The 17,015-nt window shown below is 58.6% G+C and carries 16 protein-coding genes and 3 pseudogenes; 11 read left to right on the top strand and 8 right to left on the bottom strand.

Annotation, left to right across the window (positions count from 1 at the left end; all coding sequences use genetic code 11):
* Positions 1-75 precede the first annotated feature (75 nt).
* From ROS217_RS20360 to ROS217_RS20320, 9 genes and pseudogenes are all read left to right on the top strand, one after another.
* Positions 76-2,481, top strand: a complete 2,406-nt coding sequence (locus tag ROS217_RS20360; protein ID WP_254656497.1) for a LamG domain-containing protein — start codon at positions 76-78, stop codon at positions 2,479-2,481.
* A 71-nt stretch (positions 2,482-2,552) separates the two neighbouring features.
* Positions 2,553-3,659 (top strand): hypothetical protein, encoded by a 1,107-nt coding sequence (locus ROS217_RS20355; protein ID WP_009819707.1) that lies wholly within the window; start codon positions 2,553-2,555, stop codon positions 3,657-3,659.
* Positions 3,656-4,363: a tetratricopeptide repeat protein gene (locus tag ROS217_RS20350; RefSeq protein ID WP_009819706.1), complete on the top strand. Its 708-nt coding sequence runs from the start codon at positions 3,656-3,658 to the stop codon at positions 4,361-4,363. Before ROS217_RS20355 ends, ROS217_RS20350 begins: the two co-directional genes overlap by 4 nt.
* Positions 4,364-4,380: 17 nt before the next feature.
* Positions 4,381-4,701 carry a hypothetical protein gene (locus ROS217_RS20345; RefSeq protein ID WP_009819705.1) on the top strand — a complete coding sequence of 107 codons (321 nt, stop codon included), beginning with the start codon at positions 4,381-4,383 and terminating at the stop codon, positions 4,699-4,701.
* Between the two features lie 126 nt (positions 4,702-4,827).
* A pseudogene (locus ROS217_RS24800) lies at positions 4,828-5,160 on the top strand (antitoxin of toxin-antitoxin stability system); the annotation flags it as partial.
* 103 nt (positions 5,161-5,263) lie between these two features.
* Positions 5,264-5,572, top strand: coding sequence for a type II toxin-antitoxin system TacA family antitoxin (locus tag ROS217_RS20335; protein WP_009819703.1), 309 nt, complete (start codon positions 5,264-5,266; stop codon positions 5,570-5,572).
* Complete coding sequence (locus ROS217_RS20330; protein ID WP_009819702.1) at positions 5,573-6,136, top strand: GNAT family N-acetyltransferase; 564 nt, start codon at positions 5,573-5,575, stop codon at positions 6,134-6,136.
* 138 nt (positions 6,137-6,274) lie between these two features.
* The gene (locus ROS217_RS20325) at positions 6,275-6,529 is read left to right on the top strand and encodes a type II toxin-antitoxin system prevent-host-death family antitoxin (protein WP_254656496.1); all 255 of its coding nucleotides are present in this window, start codon (positions 6,275-6,277) and stop codon (positions 6,527-6,529) included.
* Complete coding sequence (locus ROS217_RS20320) at positions 6,522-6,938, top strand: hypothetical protein (RefSeq protein WP_009819700.1); 417 nt, start codon at positions 6,522-6,524, stop codon at positions 6,936-6,938. Before ROS217_RS20325 ends, ROS217_RS20320 begins: the two co-directional genes overlap by 8 nt.
* Positions 6,939-6,966: 28 nt before the next feature.
* Here the strand turns inward: ROS217_RS20320 and ROS217_RS20315 are convergent, their stop codons facing one another.
* The 3 genes from ROS217_RS20315 to ROS217_RS20305 form a co-directional block, all read right to left on the bottom strand.
* On the bottom strand, positions 6,967-7,260 hold the full coding sequence (locus tag ROS217_RS20315) for a hypothetical protein (protein WP_009819699.1): 294 nt from the start codon (positions 7,258-7,260) through the stop codon (positions 6,967-6,969).
* A gap of 324 nt (positions 7,261-7,584) precedes the next feature.
* Positions 7,585-8,097: an RES family NAD+ phosphorylase gene (locus tag ROS217_RS20310; RefSeq protein ID WP_009819698.1), complete on the bottom strand. Its 513-nt coding sequence runs from the start codon at positions 8,095-8,097 to the stop codon at positions 7,585-7,587.
* A complete protein-coding gene (locus ROS217_RS20305) occupies positions 8,097-8,447 on the bottom strand; it encodes an MbcA/ParS/Xre antitoxin family protein (protein WP_040651941.1) in 351 nt (116 codons plus the stop codon). The genes ROS217_RS20310 and ROS217_RS20305 overlap by 1 nt, the downstream gene beginning before the upstream one ends.
* 432 nt (positions 8,448-8,879) lie before the next feature.
* On the opposite strand from ROS217_RS20305, the gene ROS217_RS20300 reads away from it, so the two are divergent.
* Complete coding sequence (locus ROS217_RS20300) at positions 8,880-9,365, top strand: hypothetical protein (RefSeq protein WP_009819696.1); 486 nt, start codon at positions 8,880-8,882, stop codon at positions 9,363-9,365.
* 40 nt (positions 9,366-9,405) lie between these two features.
* Positions 9,406-10,344, top strand: a complete 939-nt coding sequence (locus ROS217_RS20295; protein ID WP_009819695.1) for an ArdC family protein — start codon at positions 9,406-9,408, stop codon at positions 10,342-10,344.
* A 128-nt stretch (positions 10,345-10,472) separates the two neighbouring features.
* Here ROS217_RS20295 and ROS217_RS20290 read toward each other — a convergent pair.
* From ROS217_RS20290 to ROS217_RS20265, 5 genes and pseudogenes are all read right to left on the bottom strand, one after another.
* Positions 10,473-11,378: pseudogene (locus ROS217_RS20290) on the bottom strand (transposase); the annotation flags it as partial.
* Positions 11,377-12,145 (bottom strand): IS5 family transposase gene (locus tag ROS217_RS23690; RefSeq protein ID WP_157046516.1). Its coding sequence is split into 2 segments (ribosomal slippage): positions 11,377-11,824 and positions 11,823-12,145, totalling 771 coding nucleotides; the frame shifts between segments, so codons are not numbered across the junction. The pseudogene ROS217_RS20290 and the gene ROS217_RS23690, both read right to left, overlap by 2 nt.
* An 80-nt stretch (positions 12,146-12,225) precedes the next feature.
* Positions 12,226-12,702, bottom strand: a pseudogene (locus ROS217_RS20275) (IS5/IS1182 family transposase); the annotation flags it as partial.
* Between the two features lie 270 nt (positions 12,703-12,972).
* Complete coding sequence (locus ROS217_RS20270) at positions 12,973-15,378, bottom strand: YbcC family protein (protein ID WP_050766470.1); 2,406 nt, start codon at positions 15,376-15,378, stop codon at positions 12,973-12,975.
* Positions 15,379-15,399: 21 nt separating this feature from the next.
* The gene (locus ROS217_RS20265) at positions 15,400-16,959 is read right to left on the bottom strand and encodes a proton-conducting transporter transmembrane domain-containing protein (RefSeq protein WP_009819691.1); all 1,560 of its coding nucleotides are present in this window, start codon (positions 16,957-16,959) and stop codon (positions 15,400-15,402) included.
* Positions 16,960-17,015 lie beyond the last annotated feature (56 nt).

Here is a 17,015-nt window from a genome sequence, read left to right as displayed (position 1 = left end):
GAAAAAACCATCGTAACGGCAGGGGGCTGACAAGACGTCAGGCCACCTGTGAGACAGCCATAAGAGGAAAAGAACATGTCTGCAGCTATGCGACTTGCCGGCTATGCCGACACTTTCGGGGTGCATCCCGGAGGCACCATCAAATTCATGATCAATTGCGACGGCCCCAAGGAATTCAAGGCCGAAATCGTCCAGATGATCAACGGCGACACCAACCCACGCGGTCCCGGCTTTATCGAAAAAGCCGTGCCGGGGGGGCTGAACATCACGGTGCCCGGCCGCAAGCAGGTGATCCACAGCGGATCTTACGGCTATGTCGCCGATTGCAAGCAATTGCGCGTCGAGAGCTTCACACTTCAGTGCTGGATCTGGCCGACCGCGCCCAAGACGCATCCGAAATACTGGAAGCATGGCGAACAGGCCTTGGTCACCAAGTGGAGCGGCGGCAAGGGGTACGGCCTGTTTCTCAATGCAAAGGGGCATGCCGAGGTGCGCGTGAACGGCGTCACTCTCGAAAGCCCAGAGCCTGTCCGCGATCACGCCTGGCATTTCGTGGCCGCCACCTATGACGCGGCAAGCGGCGAGCTGATCCTGTATCACGAGCCGCAGGTGCATTACGCGCTTGATCCGGTGATCCCGCCCGTCTCCAAGACGATTTCGGAAAAAATCGAGCATCTGCCGATCCCTGCCGCTGTTGCGGCCTATGCCGAATGCCTATCGGACGATCCGACCGCGCAGTCTTCGGTGCCTGCTGGTGTGGTTCTGGCCGGAAAGTACAACGGTAAAATCGAAGCGCCGCGCATCTGCTCCAAGGCCTTGTCGCGTCAGGACATCGAGACGATGAAACTGGGCGCGCAATCGGGCCTGACAGAACGCCGCAACTCTGGCCCGACCGGTGCCTTGTCAGAGGTGATCGTTGCGGCGTGGGATTTCTCCCACGGGATTGACACGATCAAAGGCAAGGATTTCGGCCCCTATCGTCTGGACCTCGATTTCGTGAACCTGCCGACCCGAGGCATGACCGGCCACAACTGGAGCGGCACCGTCTTCGATTGGAAGGAAGCCCCAAAAGAATACGCGGCAATCAGCTTTCACGACGACGATATCGACGATGCGCGCTGGGAGGTCGATTTCGAGTGGCAGGTGCCCGCCGATTGCAAGAGCCGCTCTTACGCGGCCAAGCTGACGACGGCTGACGGCGATGAGGACTACGTGCCGTTCTGGGTCGTCCCGGAAATCGGCAAGGAGCAGTCCAAGATCGCCTTCATGGTGCCCACGATCAGCTATATGGCCTATGCCAACGAGCATGTCGCCTGTAACGCGGGCGCGGCGGAGCTGTTCATCTACCGCGTGCCCATCATGCAGCATCAAAACATGTTTCTGGCCGAGCACCGCGAATACGGTGGCTCGATCTATGACACGCATACCGACGGCACCGGGATCTGTTTCTCGTCCCGCCTGCGTCCGATCCTCAGCAACCGGCCCAAGTATGACCATTTCCTGGCCCAGGCCCCCTGGCAATACCCGGCAGATCTACATCTGATCTACTGGCTGGAAACCATGGGGTATGAGTATGACTGCATCACCGATGAAGACATCACCTATGACGGGCTCGCGCGTCTGGAGAACTACAATGTCATCATCACCGGATCGCATCCCGAGCACAACTCGGGAACCCAGCTTGATGCGCTGCACAACTACACGCAGCGCGGTGGACGGCTAATGTATATGGGCGCGGATGCTTGGTATTGGGTCCATTCCTTCCATCCCGCCTATGAGGACAAAGGGCGTGGCGTCATCACAGAGATGCGGCGCTGCGAATCCGGCATCCGCACATGGCGCGCCGATCCCGGTGAATACTATCACGCGGGCACGGGCGAGCTGGGCGGGATGTGGCGTTTCCGTGGCCGCTACCTGCATTCGGTGGCGGGTGTGGGCATGTCGTCAGAAGGGTTCGACGTTTCGAGCTATTTCTCAAGAACCCCGGAAAGCAACAACCCCCGTGTATCCTGGGCGTTCGAGGGGATCGACTATGACGAAATGCTGGGCAATTTCGGGCTTGTGGGCGGTGGTGCTGCCGGTCTTGAACTCGACATCGTCGATTTCACCCTTGGCTCGCCCCCCCATACGCTGACGGTGGCAACATCGGCGGGCCGTCATACCGAGGCGTATCTTCTAGTGACCGAGGATTTCGGCTTCAACCAGCAGGGGCTTGACGGCACGACGCACCCGCGCGTTCGCGGCGATATCGCCTTTCACGAAACGCCGAATGGGGGCGCATGTTTCTCGTTCTCGTCAATCGCCTATTGCGGCTCACTGCCTTGGAACAACTGCGACAACAATATCTCTAAGTTGACCAAGAATGTGCTGGATCACTTCATGGTCGATGGTCCGTTGCCCGCAGCACCCAAGTCCGAGATCCGGGCGCGGGGCCGTGCGGATGGCGATGCCGGAAACCCCGATCTGGTCCCGGCAGAGTAACGCAATTGGGGGTCGGCGCTGCGTGCGCCGGCCCCACCTCTAGACAGCGCACCCAAAAACCGGAGGCCCCAATGGTACGCAGACCTGACCTTGGCTATCGCGACGAGGGCGTGAACCTAAGCGATCCGAGCGTGTTCGACAGGGTGCGCCGACCCTTTGGCGAGGCAATCGGTCTGCCCCGGGTTGCCTACCGCTCGCTTCAGTTTCTCTACCTTGAAGACGAGGCCATCTGGACCCGAGACTGGGTATCTGTCGGTACGGTCCATGAAATTCCTGCAGAGGGCGATATCCTGCCCTTTACCCTTGGCTATCACGGTGTCCACGTTCAACGGATGGAGGATGGCAGCCTAGAGGCACGGTTCAATATGGCGCAACATGGCGGGTGCCGCATGGTACCAACGCAATGCCAGCAGGGTGAGCGCACCAGTTGTTCGTTCACCTCTTGCGGTTATAGCCGCGACCGGGGCCCGATTACCAAAGCAGAGGGGCCGGACAATACCCGCATCAAATACCAATATCTGGGCCTGCGCCCTGAGCGGCTGCATCCGGTTCACGTGGCACAGCTTGGCAATTTGCTGTTCCTCAACATCGACCCGGGCGGCGCCGACAGTGATCTGGCAGGTGATCTGACCCTGCCCGCGCCGGTAATGCGGCCCAATGCTGTGCGGGCGCATCGTCAATGGCTTGAATTTGACGCCAATTGGAAGTTTTCGGGCCAGATGTTGGCCCGCGTGGACGAGATGCTGACGTCTTCGGATCGTGCCATGCAGGGCCGCAGAGCCGCGTCTGACGGTTCGCAGATCGAGGTCCAATGGATTTTTCCCAACCTCATTCTGCTCACGCAAGGGGCCGAGACCTGCGCGATCACGCTCCAGCATACGGCGATCACGAAAACCCTGTTTCGGATAGAAATCCTGTCGGACTGTCCGCTCGATGCGGAACGTCTGGCGTTCTGGCACAAAGAATTGCTGCATGCCGGAACCGGAGCAGAGGCGCTTCAGGATAGCATCCCGTCAAGCGCGTCACGCGACCGGGGTCCAGACTGTGCCGTTGATCAGACGCAGGATCAGATCGCCGCGTGGTGGGCGCATAACGCGCTCAGCTCGCGTTTTGTGAAGATGCCGCAGGTCGACAGCGACATCCCGATTTTCCGCAACGTGGAGCATTATCTGATATGACCGATCTTTCCCTGCAAGAGCCTTCGGGCAAACTTGGCGACACCCTTGTGGAGGGGGTGGCCCTTTACGAGGCTGGCAAGTTCAAGGCTGCGTATGACCTCTTTTATGGCTGTGCCAAAGCGGGCGATGCGACCGCTTGGTTCTGGCTGTCAGTCATGCACATGAATGGCGACGGGGTCGCGGTTGACAAGCAGATGGGGTTCAAATGCTGTCTCAAGGCCGCCGAGATGGGCAGTGTTCAGGCGCAGACAAATCTTGGCGTGATGTATATACAGGGCGACGGCGTGACCGAAGATGCGCGCACTGGTCTGATGTGGCTGTGCCGCGCCGCCGATGCCGGTGACACCGGTGCGCAGTTCAATGCGGCCACGCTGCTGTCTGCAGGCAAGGTTGTGGACAAAGATCTTGAAACCGCGGCCAAGTATTACCGGATGGCTGCCGAAAGTGGGTATTTCCCGGCGCAGGCGCGGCTTGGGTTCAGCTACAGGAATGGGTTTGGCGTGGCCAAGGATTGCCAGCAGGCGTTTTTGTGGCTGACGCTGGCCTCTCAGCACGGCGCGGGCAGCGCGATCAGCATGCTCGAAGGTCTCGTGTCCGAGATGACGCCAGATGAGCTGCACCGTGGGCATCAGATGGTCGAGAAATGGATGCAGGACCACCGAGGCGGCGCAGGTGACGTTCGGTTCCGGGTGAGCACCAATTAATCTGAAAGGATTCGGTTTTGCGGTTCAGCGTTCAGCAGATCAAATACGATTTCCTCTATGCGATCAAAGAGTTCGACTCTAACGGTACGCAGTGGGAGGTGGTGACGTCGCCTGTGCCCCCAGCCGAGACGCTGTCCCGGATGGGCTTTGACGTTGAGGATTTCATCTATCTGGGCAAACCGGCGGGCACCCCCCGCGCCGCCGAGATTGTGAAGGCGTTCTTCATTCAGCGCTTTGGGACCGCCGACTCAGGGCGATTAAAGGCAGAGGGGACGGTCGAATGGGTGATATTGTTTCGTTCCAAAGACAGCCTTCCGAGTAAGGCTGATCTGCTTTAAACCGTAAGCGTCGACAGAGACTGATGACATTCACTGTACTTTAACAGTACGCCGAATGGAGCAATCGGCATCATGGAAATTTTGTGCAAGTCAAAAAATGGGGGTAGTTTTTGATTTCAAAGAAAACGTATCCGGGACTATGCGCCCCGGGACGCGACGCAGCACGGCATTGCCGACTGACTGCAAGCCATCCAGCGGCGGAACTTCTACCAGCTCGCTGCAGAGATCTGCCATCGCGGTCGCTACTAACACGAATACACCATGTCGGTTGACGTCACCGGCGACAGCCCGACTTGGCAGCCGCCCAGCGAGGACGCAGAGGAGATCGTGACCGAGGCGCTGCGTGATCTCGCCCGCTGGCTCCATCTTCAGCTTCAGAGCGAATACGACCACCTGACCTCGGACGAGTCCATCGAGGAGGGGATCATCGTCAACTACTACACGTTCACTGAAGGGGGAGGCGCTTTGGTGAGAACGAAGCTTTCGAAGAACTTTCCAAACCGATCTCTTGAAATGTACGTCAAAGTGGCGTACATGATGGATAGCAAAACAGGAGGCGACCATGCTTGGTTTCCATGACACCACGCGCGCAATCGATGAGCGTAACGAGGCCCGGATGAATTTCCGGACCAAGCCGCGCATCAAGACTGCGATTCAACAGGCGGCGGCGCTTTCTGGCGTGGACGATTCCGTCTTCACGATGAATGCCGCCTATCAGGCAGCGCTGGCAACGATCGCAGCGCATGAACGCACAGAGCTGCAGCCGGTCGATCATGAGGTATTTTTCGCGGCGCTCGATTCCCCGACGGCGCCGACAGACGCCCTGCGTTCAGCCTTCCGTCGGTATGGCAAAACGGTTGTATCGCAGTAAATGGCGGCATCACAACCGACGACCTCCACTATTGAGCCGTTCGATCCAGAGAGACATGATCGAGCGGCTTTTTCTTGCGGCGTCGAACAGGTCGACAACTACTTCCAGCAGACGGCCAACAAGCTCGCCAAGGCGGATAATGTCCGTCTCTACGTGATGGTCGACCCTTCTGGCACGGTCATCGGGTTCTATGCCCTGAATGCGCACGCCGTTCTCTATACGGATTTACCTGCAAAATTCGCGCGGACCCGGCCCTCGCATGGGAATATCCCTGCCGCATACATCTCGATGATTGGGCGTGATCAGAAGTTCCGCGGGGGCGGCTATGGCAGCGATCTGCTTGTCGATGCTCTCCGCCGAATTGAAGGTGCAGCCGATGCCATCGGAGTTGCTGTAGTCATGCTTGACGTTCTCGATTGCGGTAAACCCGACCGCGTCGCTCGCCGCAAAGCTCTTTACGAAAGCTACGGCTTCCAGTCGCTTGCATCAAACCCTCTGAGAATGTTCTTGCCAGTCAACGTCGTTCGGAAGCTGATCTCTGAGGAAACCGAAGACCATTTATAGAAAGTGAGATCACGCTGCCCATCTGATCGGGCGAGCCGGATCGTGTCCAAACCAGCACGTATAACCTGCTCCCATCAACCCATCTCTTGCAGAATATCCAGAATGTATGTATATTCTGCACGAATGGAGACCACGATCATGCATGAGCTTCCCGAGTTCAAGGCGGCCGACCTGACGCGGCACACAAGTGACCTGTTTGACGCGGCCATTCGGTCTCCGATTGCGATCACCAAGCACCGCAAGCCGAAATTCGTGCTGATGAGCATGGACCAGTACCAGCAGCTCGCGCGGGGGGCCACGCAACACGCTCACATGATCTACGAGATGCCAGAGGATCTCAAGGAGCTGATGATAGAAGGGCTTGAGCGGGACTTGACGCGGGCGGATGACTAAGCCTGCGGCTGGAGAGGTTTTCCGCTATCCGTTCTTGTGGAAACGCGAGCATTTGGCCGGCGAGACCGAGGGCCGCAAGACTCGGCTTGTCTGTATCGCCGTCACTGTTGCCAAGTCCGATGGCGAGACCGTGGTGTTCATCCTGCCGATCACGACGCAGCCTCCCTTGGCCTCGCGCAAGTTCATCGAGGTGCCCCAGATCGAGTCGCAGCGCGTGGGGTTGGAAACCCATGTCCGTAAATGGGTCATGCTGGACGAGATCAACACCGATATTCTGGAGCGGTCCTACGTCTGGGAGGACCGCGCACCCATCGGCACGTTCAGTGCCGTCTTCACATCCAAGATCCAGTCCAACCTGATCGCGCTTGCCAGGTCGGGTGGGGCATCCGTTGTCGATCGGCTGAAGTAGTCTCGATCACCGCAGGGTCTGCCCAGAGTCACTTGTTCCCGTCGATCCACTTCGACATCAGCCCCTTGTCGCGGAAACACTCATCCGGCACGGCGCGGCGTTTGATGCGGGCGAGGCGCTCGGCAAAGGCAACCTGCTTTGATGTCGGACGGCTGTCCTGCATGCCCGGGTTCATCTTGGCCTGTGCGTCGATCCAGGCGCTGAGCGACCGGCGGTCCTGCTGAACCTTCCACGGCAAAAGCGTCTGGTTGCGCAGGGCCAGCGCGCGCGCATAGGCGATCTGCTTTGGCGTCGCGGGCAGGGCGTAAGTGGTGCTTTCCATGGGGAATCCCCCTTGCTTGCTTGGTTTTCACCGTAGAACATAACGGGAACAAAAGCAAGCTGCCTGCGCAGATTGTTCTAAAGCACCGTGCCGACACGCCGTAGAGACCAAATCCGAAGCGCGTTTGTCATCAATGCAACCCGCTATACAGCGGTGATAAAACTCGCTAAGCCCCCCGAGTACGCGATCTTCTCAAGGGTCGCTTACAAAAAAGCCTTCCGTTGAGCGTATACAAAGTGGCCTGAGAATGTTTGCTGCGCCGGTATTATATTCCAGGCGGGCACTACAACCCGATACATCATTTGAAAGCTCTGGCCTAGCGGATTACATCCATGACGGACGGTCTTCGTCGTCCACGACACTAAGGACGCCACTTCCGCTGGTCCAGTTCCACAACACGATGTTGAAGTCCAACGCCGACGCGCCCTTGGCAAAACTCCGGATCAGAAGTCCTGCGAACCCATCAGCGATGAGGCTGCCGGCGAAATGCTGCGTCGGCACCGATCGGCTGTCGAGCATCTTACTGCGCCATGCTGAGTCAGTCAGCATGGCCTCTGTCATTCCGGATCGCTTTAGTCCGTCCTGATCGCGGGTGTCGAAAATTGGGCCGAGATCGGCGGTGTAGGACACGAGGATCGTGGGTTGCAGGCTACCGACCTGGTTGGCCTCTCTGAGCGCCGTCGTGGGATCAAGCGCCGTGTAGAGGGCAGGGGTGCCCTTGGCGTTGAAGCGACCTCCATAGAGTTCAGCGCCACGTCCTGAGAGAGGCTCTCGCGCATAGACCGGGTTTAGGGCCCGATAGAGTGGTCCTGTGTAGCGGCCATCCTTCAGAGGCATCAGGCGAAGACGCCTGCGTCGACTGCGTCGATGTATTCCAGAACCTGCTGTGCTTTGCCTTCCTGAACGAGCTGCATGGCAGTCCGGCCGTCAAACCCGGGTAGGGGCTCTGACCGGTACCACGCATAGGCCATCAGTTCCGATCCAAAGCGTGGTTCGACTTTGTTCAGCACCTCTACCAGTTCGCGCAGGCGGCGCTGTGTCTTGTCCGAACTGATGCGGGCTCGCCTCTGTAACGCGTCTTTGCCCAAGCCCACGGTCAATGCGATTTCCTCAGCCGAAGTGCGCAAGGTTGCGGCGATCTTGCGGGGTTCGAACTGCCCAGCTTCAGCGAAGTTAGTGATGTGCATGTTTTGCACTCCTACAGTGATACTGACGTCATATAGCGGCAATATTGCTGAAATGCAAGTTGGCATGAGGCTCTACGCCTCCGTTTCCCATTTGTACTCGTGACCCTGCGTTGCTTTGAGCGTCGGAAATCCTGATTTTTGAGCCTTTAATGTGGCCAATGCGCGGCTCTTTGCCGATAAAAAACAAGATAAGTATTTGATAACATTGCAAGGTTTGCGACTTTCGGGCAGGGGTTGCCGATCTTGGATCGCGACTGGAACGTATAGCATGAGATCATAAGAGTCGGCCGATTTTATCGGGCCCTTGGCTGTTACCTTGGCCTAGTTTGTCCAACAGAAAGTGAAAGTGTCCTTCGGGTTTTGTGACTGACGGATGAGGGCCTTTGGGGTCCCTCAGATGGGTCCGGGCCGGATTCCGGTCTGTCTTTCCTGATGAAAGGCATTCCGATGCAAATAGGTGTCTTGCGCGTGCTGCGCCCAACCGCTGCCTCGTGGTGGCGACATAAGGAACTACGCCGATCCGGCCAGACGGGGCAGGCACAGCGGCTCGAGCGGGAGACTGTCCTGCGCGATCTCGGCTATCTAAGGCAGGCGGCGACATTGCCGAGCGCGCATGTGATCTGCGGAGAGGGTGGGACGTTCATCCATCGCGGTTGGACAACCGTGTCAAGTTTAGCATCGATCGAACAGTTCGCTCTGGCCACTCTTGCGCTCGCACGAGGGACCCCGTTCATCGATATCCGACCCGTCACCGATGTCATCGCCTTCGCGAATCTTCCACGGGTGACACGAGACGGAACAGTCGATCCTGAACCTTTTGGTCCCGGCAGTTCCGTCTCACTGACCACCTACATCGACATGGTTGAAGGGCTCGGCGCGAGGATCGCAAACGATCCAAGGCCCCGTCAGTCAACCTGATCCCCATTCTCTCTCACCACCACACTAAAGGACGCCAGCCATGGCCAGATCCCGCACGCCCAAATTCGATGCCTCCGAGGTCATCACCAACGAAATCATCCGCATCATCGAGCGCGGCGTCCTGCCGTGGCGCAAGCCATGGACCGCAGGTGGCAGCTCTCGTCCCCTTAGGCACAACGGCGACGCGTACCAGGGGGTCAACAACTTCTTGCTGACCATGCGGACGGTGATGGCGGGCCACAGCTCGCCCTTCTGGATGACCATTCCACAGGCCAATGCCCTGGGCGCCAAGGTGCGCAAGGGCGAGAAGTCCTCCGTCGTGGTGTATTATGGCCAAAGTCGGAAAGACGCCGATAGGGAAGACGACCGTAGCGATGGCGATGATCGCTCAGAGGATGCCCGGATCTTCCGCTTCCAGAAATCCTACCGCGTGTTCAATGCCTGCCAGATCGAAGGCCTGCGCGACAGCTTCTACCCCGACCCTGAGCCAGCGCCTGAACATCCGCCGTCCGAGCCCATCCCGCATATGCAGGTGTTTTTTGACGCGATCGACATCACGACCGTCTTCACGGGGACAGAAGCCTACTACCTGCCCCCCGTGGACAAGGTTTACATGCCATCCATCAAACGGTTTCAGGACCCGCGCAATTTCTACGGGGTCTGGGCACATGAGCTTGCTCATGCCACGAAAGCCCCGCATCGGCTGAACCGCGATTTTGGATTCTCGAAGTTCGGCAACACCTCGTACGCGCGCGAGGAGATCGTCGCGGAATTGACCTCGGTGTTTCTGGGTCAGACGCTCGGCTTCACGGCGCATACGCTCGAGATGAATGCGGCTTATCTGCATAACTGGTTGCGCGTGCTGCGGTCGGACAAGGGCGCGATTTTCAAGCACGCCGCGGATGCGCAGCGCGCCTGCGACTACCTGATCGCAGGATCTGAGGCGGGCAGGGCAGGGGGTAGCGCCAAGGCCGCCTGACTATCCCATTGCCGCGAAGCGGAGAACGGAAGGTGAGAGCTGATTTTGTTGAAAAAGTCGTTGGATTTGATGTTCCGCGTTGAGCTACTGTGCTGATTTTGTTGAACGACCGGTGTCTGGTCCTGTTCTTAGCCGGTGGCGGGCATCAGTGGCTTGAGTTTTGCCAGTTTCCGGAGGTTTTGGGCGGTTGCTGCGAGTGTAAATTCATCTTGGACGCCGCATGGGCCTCGCAATCGTAGCCTGCCCAAGCCGAGGATGCGTTTGAGATGTGCGAACAGCATCTCGACCTTCTTTCGGCGCTTCTGGGCCGTCGGGTTGTATTCGGAAGCAACGCAGTACCGCGCGAAGTCCCGAACAATTTCGTATTCCTCGCGGCGGATACGACGGGTGTCTGTGTTGGGGCAGCATTTGGCTTTTGACGGGCAGTTCTGGCAATCGGATTTGAGAGCGCCGTAGTTTTTCGCTTTCAAGCCTGGAGCATTTCGGGCGGGGTCCGAGTAGTTCCGCCGGGTATGACGAAGCTCTTTGCCTTCCGGGCAGATGTACTGGTCATTATCTTCGTCCCAGGTGAAGTCGGATCGTGACCAAGTGCCATCCTTGCGCTTTGAATGGTCAACGACAGGGATGAACGGGAGGATCTTCCGCTTGAGAGTCAACCAGACCAGATTGTCGGATGAGCCATATGCAGTGTCCGCAGCGACCCAATCGGGCTTCAGCCCAAAGCGTTCTTCAGTCCGGTCGATCATCTTGCGCATTGCACCCACTTCGGCCTGCCGGATCGAACGGCTGGCATCTACATCCATAATGATCCCGTGATCCGTATCGATCAGGTAATTATCGGAATAGGCAAAGAAAGCGGGACCTTTGCGCGCTGCCGTCCATTGGCTGGCAGGATCGGCGTGTGCAGTGAACTTGGGCTTCACTTCGCTGGCTGCGCCGAAGGCCTCATCGTCCAGAACGTCGAGATATTCGCGCACCGCGCGTGGCGCGTCATTGGGAGCAGCCTCGCGGGCCGCCCAGTCTTCGGGGTTGCTAGGCAGCCGACTCATAAAACTCGATCCACAGCCTGATCGATGCCAGTTTGATCATCGACAGGAAATTGCGTGAGGTCTTCTCGTATCGGGTTGCGATACGGCGGAACGAGGCTTTCAGCCTGCCAAAGAAGCGCTCGATTTTGTTGCGTTCCCGGTAGATTTCAGCATCAAATTCGGCGGGTAGTTTACGGTTGGCCTTGGGAGGGATCACGTCGATAGCCCCCTGTTCCCAGATCATATCCCTGATCCAGTCTGCGTCATATGCTTTATCCGCGAGCACATGTTGTCCAGGTTGCAAGTTGTCCAGTAGCGTCTTGCACGGCGGCGCGTCATGGGCTTGACCGGGTGTCAATTCATATCGGATCGGCAGCCCATCCTGATTGGTAAGTGCATGTATTTTCGTCCCTAATCCGCCCCGTGAACGACCTAAACAGCGGCGTGGGTCTTTTTTTGAGCGTGGTGGCGGAATGATGCGCACGCACGCTGGTCCCGTCGACCATCACCATGTCAACGTTATGCGCGTCGGCGATGGCCTCCATGATCCGGTCCCAGTGGCCTGCATAGCTCCACCGGTTGAAGCGGTTGTAGACCGTGGTCGGTGGGCCGTATTGCTCTGGTAGATCAGCCCAAGGGATGCCGGTGCGCAGGACGTAGAAAATGCCGTTGATCACGCGGCGGTCATCAACCCGCTTCTTGCCACGTGTTTTGTTGGGCAAGACAGCTTTGATGAACTCCCATTCCAGATCGCTCATATCTGATCGCGCCATTTGCATTCTCCCGCCCAGTTTTGTGCGAGAGTGAATCACAAACTTATGCTTCTAAACAAGAATTAATGAGTGTGCTGCCTAGAATTCTGCTTCTGAACATCAGCGCTGATCAAGCTGGCATCCACTGCAAAGCCCTGACCGCCGACAAGCCCTTCCTGCATACAGCGTGCAACGGTCATCACGAACACATGGCGCAAAAGACCACTCTCGCGGAACCGGCCGTGCCGGTTCTTTGAAAAGGTAGAGTGATCCGGGATGCGATCATTCAGATCAAGGCGACAGAACCACCTATATGCCAGGTTCAAATGGACCTCTTCGCAAAGGCGGCGTTCAGATCGAATGCCGAAGCAATACCCCACCAACAACATCCGGATGAGCAGCTCGGGATCAATAGAAGGGCGACCAGTATGGCTGTAGAAGCCCGCCAGATGTGCACGGATAGTGCTCAAATCGACAAACCGATCAATGGAGCGCAGCAGGTGATCTTGAGGGACGTGGTCTTCCAGCGAGAACTCGTAAAACAGCGCCGCCTGCGCTTCCTGCTTTGGTCCCAGCATTGCTAATCCTCCCGTTCACTACAGGAATTGAATCAGCGACTTGCCCTCCGATCAAGGAATAGTTTTTCAACAAAATCAGCCCATTGTGCAAGATGCTGCAAAAGGCGCGAAGGGCTGCTATCCGAAAAGCGCACACGTCATGGGTGGATCGAAGGCCCCCCAATGGTGTGACTGCATTGGATCAAACCCTTCGCTTCGGGTTTGATCCAATGGCTGTTGTTCGATGACAGGTTTTTCGGCCAACGCCTGCCATCAAACAACACTGTCCACTTAGCCGGTGGCCCGGTTCTTTCCGGAACAACCCACTGGCCCAACCATCTCTGACCACTCCAGATTACCGGTATAACGCTTGGCAATGTGCCCATTCTCATCGAGCGCAAAAAGGTACAGCCAGCGATTATCAAACAAGGCACGCACACCGTCGTGCCGACGCAGGATGTCTGTCATCGCCTCATGGGGGGCCTCAATGCAGACGGACAGACGCAAAGGATCATGGGCGTAACTCTCGCCCTCATGCACCGATTGCCAAGGAAGGCCTGCACGCAGGGTGCCGCCATTGCCTTCGACCACGCCAATTCCGCCGGTGACATTGTGCAAGAGCTTGTTGCCGGATCCAAATGAATCGGGGGCCACGGTCGAGCCGTAATATTGCAAACTGATCCAGCTGGCCACGACCACAGGGGCCGTCATGATCAGTTCCAGCACACCGAAATCCTTGTCTTTGTGCCAGTCATAATCATGCAGGAACGCCCGCCCCGAGAGGCTTTTGCCTGCCGTCCGCTGGCGCGGGGCTGCGATGAAGGCCTTGCATCCGGCAAGCGCCCATTCCGGCCGGGTTTCGGCCCAGTCGCGGCTGCGGAGGTCGATGTCGGCGTCGCTATCTGCACGCGGCAAGCGCAATGCACGCTCTGAGCGGGTCACGATGCCAGCCTGTGCGAACCAGTCCTTGGCACGGGCGATGTCGGCGGCATGGGCAGCGCAGAGCTGATCGGCTGAGAACAGCGTGATCGCATCGGTTGTCGTGTCATGTAATGCGCCCAGAAAGTGCGTATCTGATGGGATGGCGATGCCGCGATCAGCCAGCCCCGACCGCACATCAGCGCTGTTGAGTAACCCCGCCAGAAGCCGCGCATTCACATCGCCCGCGTAACCGCCGCAGGCACCGCAGTGCAGTCCGCTGGCAAAGGGGTTGTTGACCACATTGGCCCCGTGCCCCGCCAGAACAACCAGACGCGCGAAATCCGTCGTCAGCGACATGGCGCGCAGGATGGTTTCGGCGGCGTCGATTTGTGCTGCCAGTGGCAGGGGCGGATCAAAGCGCGGTGCGGGTGCATTGGCAGCAGATTTGGGTGCGATGTTCAACGCGTCCATGACCAGTTTGCCCGCATAGATCGGCCCTGTCGCCTCGACGAAAGCAAAGGATGACACGGCGGCCAGTTTGAAGCGGCCCCAGGCACGGTGTGCGCGGGATTTAAAGCGTGCGGTCTGCGCGGCGTTGACGTTCTCGCCTTCGGAGGTTGAGGTAACGCCGGGGTTCAACAGAACCGGGAGCCGCAATTCATCCACATCCGAGGCAAAGCCCTTGTGCGATGCGGTCAGCCCGAAAAAGCCCGCAAAGCCCAGCGTCCGGATCTCCGGGTTCACCGCCTCTAGCGCACGGCGGAACACTTCGGAGCGCACGTCGATGCAAAAGGCGGCCTGCAGTGCGGGCCGGTCCTGTACGGATGCAGTTGTTGGAGCGGCGAAGGTTGCGGCCAGTTCACGCTGCACCGCATGTTCCCATGCTTCTTGCAAAATAGCGTTGATCGTCAGATCACGGTCAGCAATGACAGGTTCGGCGTGCGCAGTTTTGACACGCTCCCACGTATCGCCAAGCTGGTCTTTGTACTGCGCGAACAGCGCTTCTTCCCACAGCAACCGGATCGTCAGCAGGTCGGTGATGGTCTGGTCCGTCCCGCCTGCCAGTTCCGCCTGCCACAGATGGTAGCGTGCGACCTGCGCCCAACCGCCCAGCGTGAACAAGAGCTGATGCAGATAGGTGTCCAGCATGTCTTCGGTCAGGCCCAAATGGCTGGCAGCGCGGGCGCGGGCTTCTTCCGCTGTGTCGGGGGTTTCGCTCACGAATTGGGCAAAGCCGGTCAGTCCAACAATTTCGGGTGTCAGGTCATGGGTCGCATTCTGCCGCCATGCATCATACGCACTACGCCTGCGTGGTGCCGCCCAAAGCGCCTGCCCCTGATCAAAATAGCCCGCTGCCCATTGGCCGATCCGGTCCGCCAGAATGCCGGGCCAATCTATGCCCGACACTTTGGCAGCCAGATCCGCAAGGGTGGGTTGCGGTGCAAGCGCGCGTGTCGGGGTCGCGGCCCCCTGTTTGATGTGCGCCAGATCTGGTGCGTGGCCGTCCTCCAGCGTCTCAAGTGCGGCCGCGATATCGGCGTCGGTGATCGTACCATCCGCGATCAGGGCTGCGTAATGTGCCCGCGGCATCGTGACGGGCACGCCGCCGACGCGGCCCAACCGAGCGCCGACCTGTGCAAGCGTTTCGTCCGTTTGGCCCAGAAAGGGGTTCACAGCGACAGAAGAGGCCAAAGGCCAGACCGGCGGAATGGCGCGCGCGGCGGCATCGCTGGCTGTGGTCATTGCGGCGGGCGACAGTTTGGATGTCGAAGTCATTGGATCAATCCTTTCCCAGTATCAGGAGGTGTGTTTTGTCGACCAACCGCGCAGCAGTTTGTCAAAGATGGCATTGGCATAAAGACCGTTGGACAAGTGGACCCGCAGCCCGGCAGCCGCAGGATGGTAGGCCCAGAGCGGGAACATCGCCTGCGCCATTGCGACCAATCCGAAGCTCAACAGGGCCAGCACGATCAGCCCCCATTCCAGCGGACCGGGGGCGGGTGTGGCGGGCAAGGTGCCTGCCATCAGCCAGTCAGCCCCCGTTTGCAGGGCAAAATATCCCACGGCAGCGGCGACCGAAAAGGCGGCCGTGCGCTTTGTCAGCATACGCGGGGCGGCATCGGCAAGGCCTTGTGCCAGCAGGTATGCGACGCCAAAGATTAAAATAGCGCCCAGTGCGATGGCTTGTGGGGATTTACCCATTAGGCCAAAGACGAAGCCCACCGCGCCGTAAATCACCAGTGCAATCAGAAACGCACGACCGACTGCGACACCATTTGGGATCGCCACGGGGCCAGGCCTGCGGGTCTCTGCCACCCCGTTCACAGCACCGCCAGAGGCGAGGAACGCATGCGCCTTGTAAAGCGAATGGGCCACGATATGCAGCAACGCCAGCGGAAACAGGGCAAGGCCACACTGCAGGATCATGAATCCCATCTGCGCCACCGTCGACCACGCCAGAGAGGTCTTGACCGCCGATTGTGTCAGCATGACCATACCCCCAAAGAGCGCGGTGAACCCGCCAATGATGACAAGCACCGCCAACACGCCCGGAGACAGCAGCATCACATCCGCAAAGCGGATCAATAGGAATCCACCGGCGTTGACCACGCCCGCGTGCAGCAGTGCAGAGACCGGCGTGGGCGTCTCCATGACTTCGGTCAGCCAGCCGTGCATTGGGAATTGCGCAGATTTAAGGATTACGGCAATGGCAAGAGCCGCTGCAATCCATGTGGCATGCTCGCCGCCCTGTCCGGTGCGTGCCGCCTCCAGAATGGCCGCCAGATCACCCGTTCCGTATGCGATGAAAATAAGGACCATCGCTGTCAGTATCGCGGCGTCCCCGAGCCGGGCCGAGACCCACTTTTTACGCGCCGCACGCTGAGCGGCGATACGCTCGGGATAGTGGAGCAAGAGTTTGTGCAATGACAGACTTGTTACGATCCATGCCAAGGCTAATTGCAGGATATTGCCGGATGTCACCAGCACCACGACAGCCGCCAGTGTCAGGCATAGCCAACCCGTGAACGGCCCCTGCCGAGGGTCACCGTCCATATAGGTCGCCGCATAGCGAACCACGACCCAGCCGACAAATGTGACCAGCAGCAGCATCACCACACTGATGGCATCCAGTCGGAATGAGACGCCAAGGCCATATGCACCGATCAGTGGACTGGTCCCGGGTCCGGTCAGTATCAGCATCAACGCCGAAAGAACGGCAATAGCCAAGGTACCAAGCGTGCCGATCTCGACTTGTCGCAAGACGGGGAAAGGCCGCATCTGCGGCCCGCGAAAAGCAACGAATGCCAGCACAATAAAGACGATAGTGGCGATAAGGGGGAAGAACGCGGTGAACAAAGCTTGGTATCCTTCTGAGAGTGGCGGAGCGTCCTGTTCGGATAACAGCCCTCAGT

The sequence above is a fragment of the Roseovarius sp. 217 genome, from assembly GCF_000152845.1.
Lineage (GTDB): Bacteria > Pseudomonadota > Alphaproteobacteria > Rhodobacterales > Rhodobacteraceae > Roseovarius.
The sequence above is the reverse complement of the archived record's forward strand: the minus strand, read 5'-3'. Positions and strand labels throughout refer to the sequence as shown.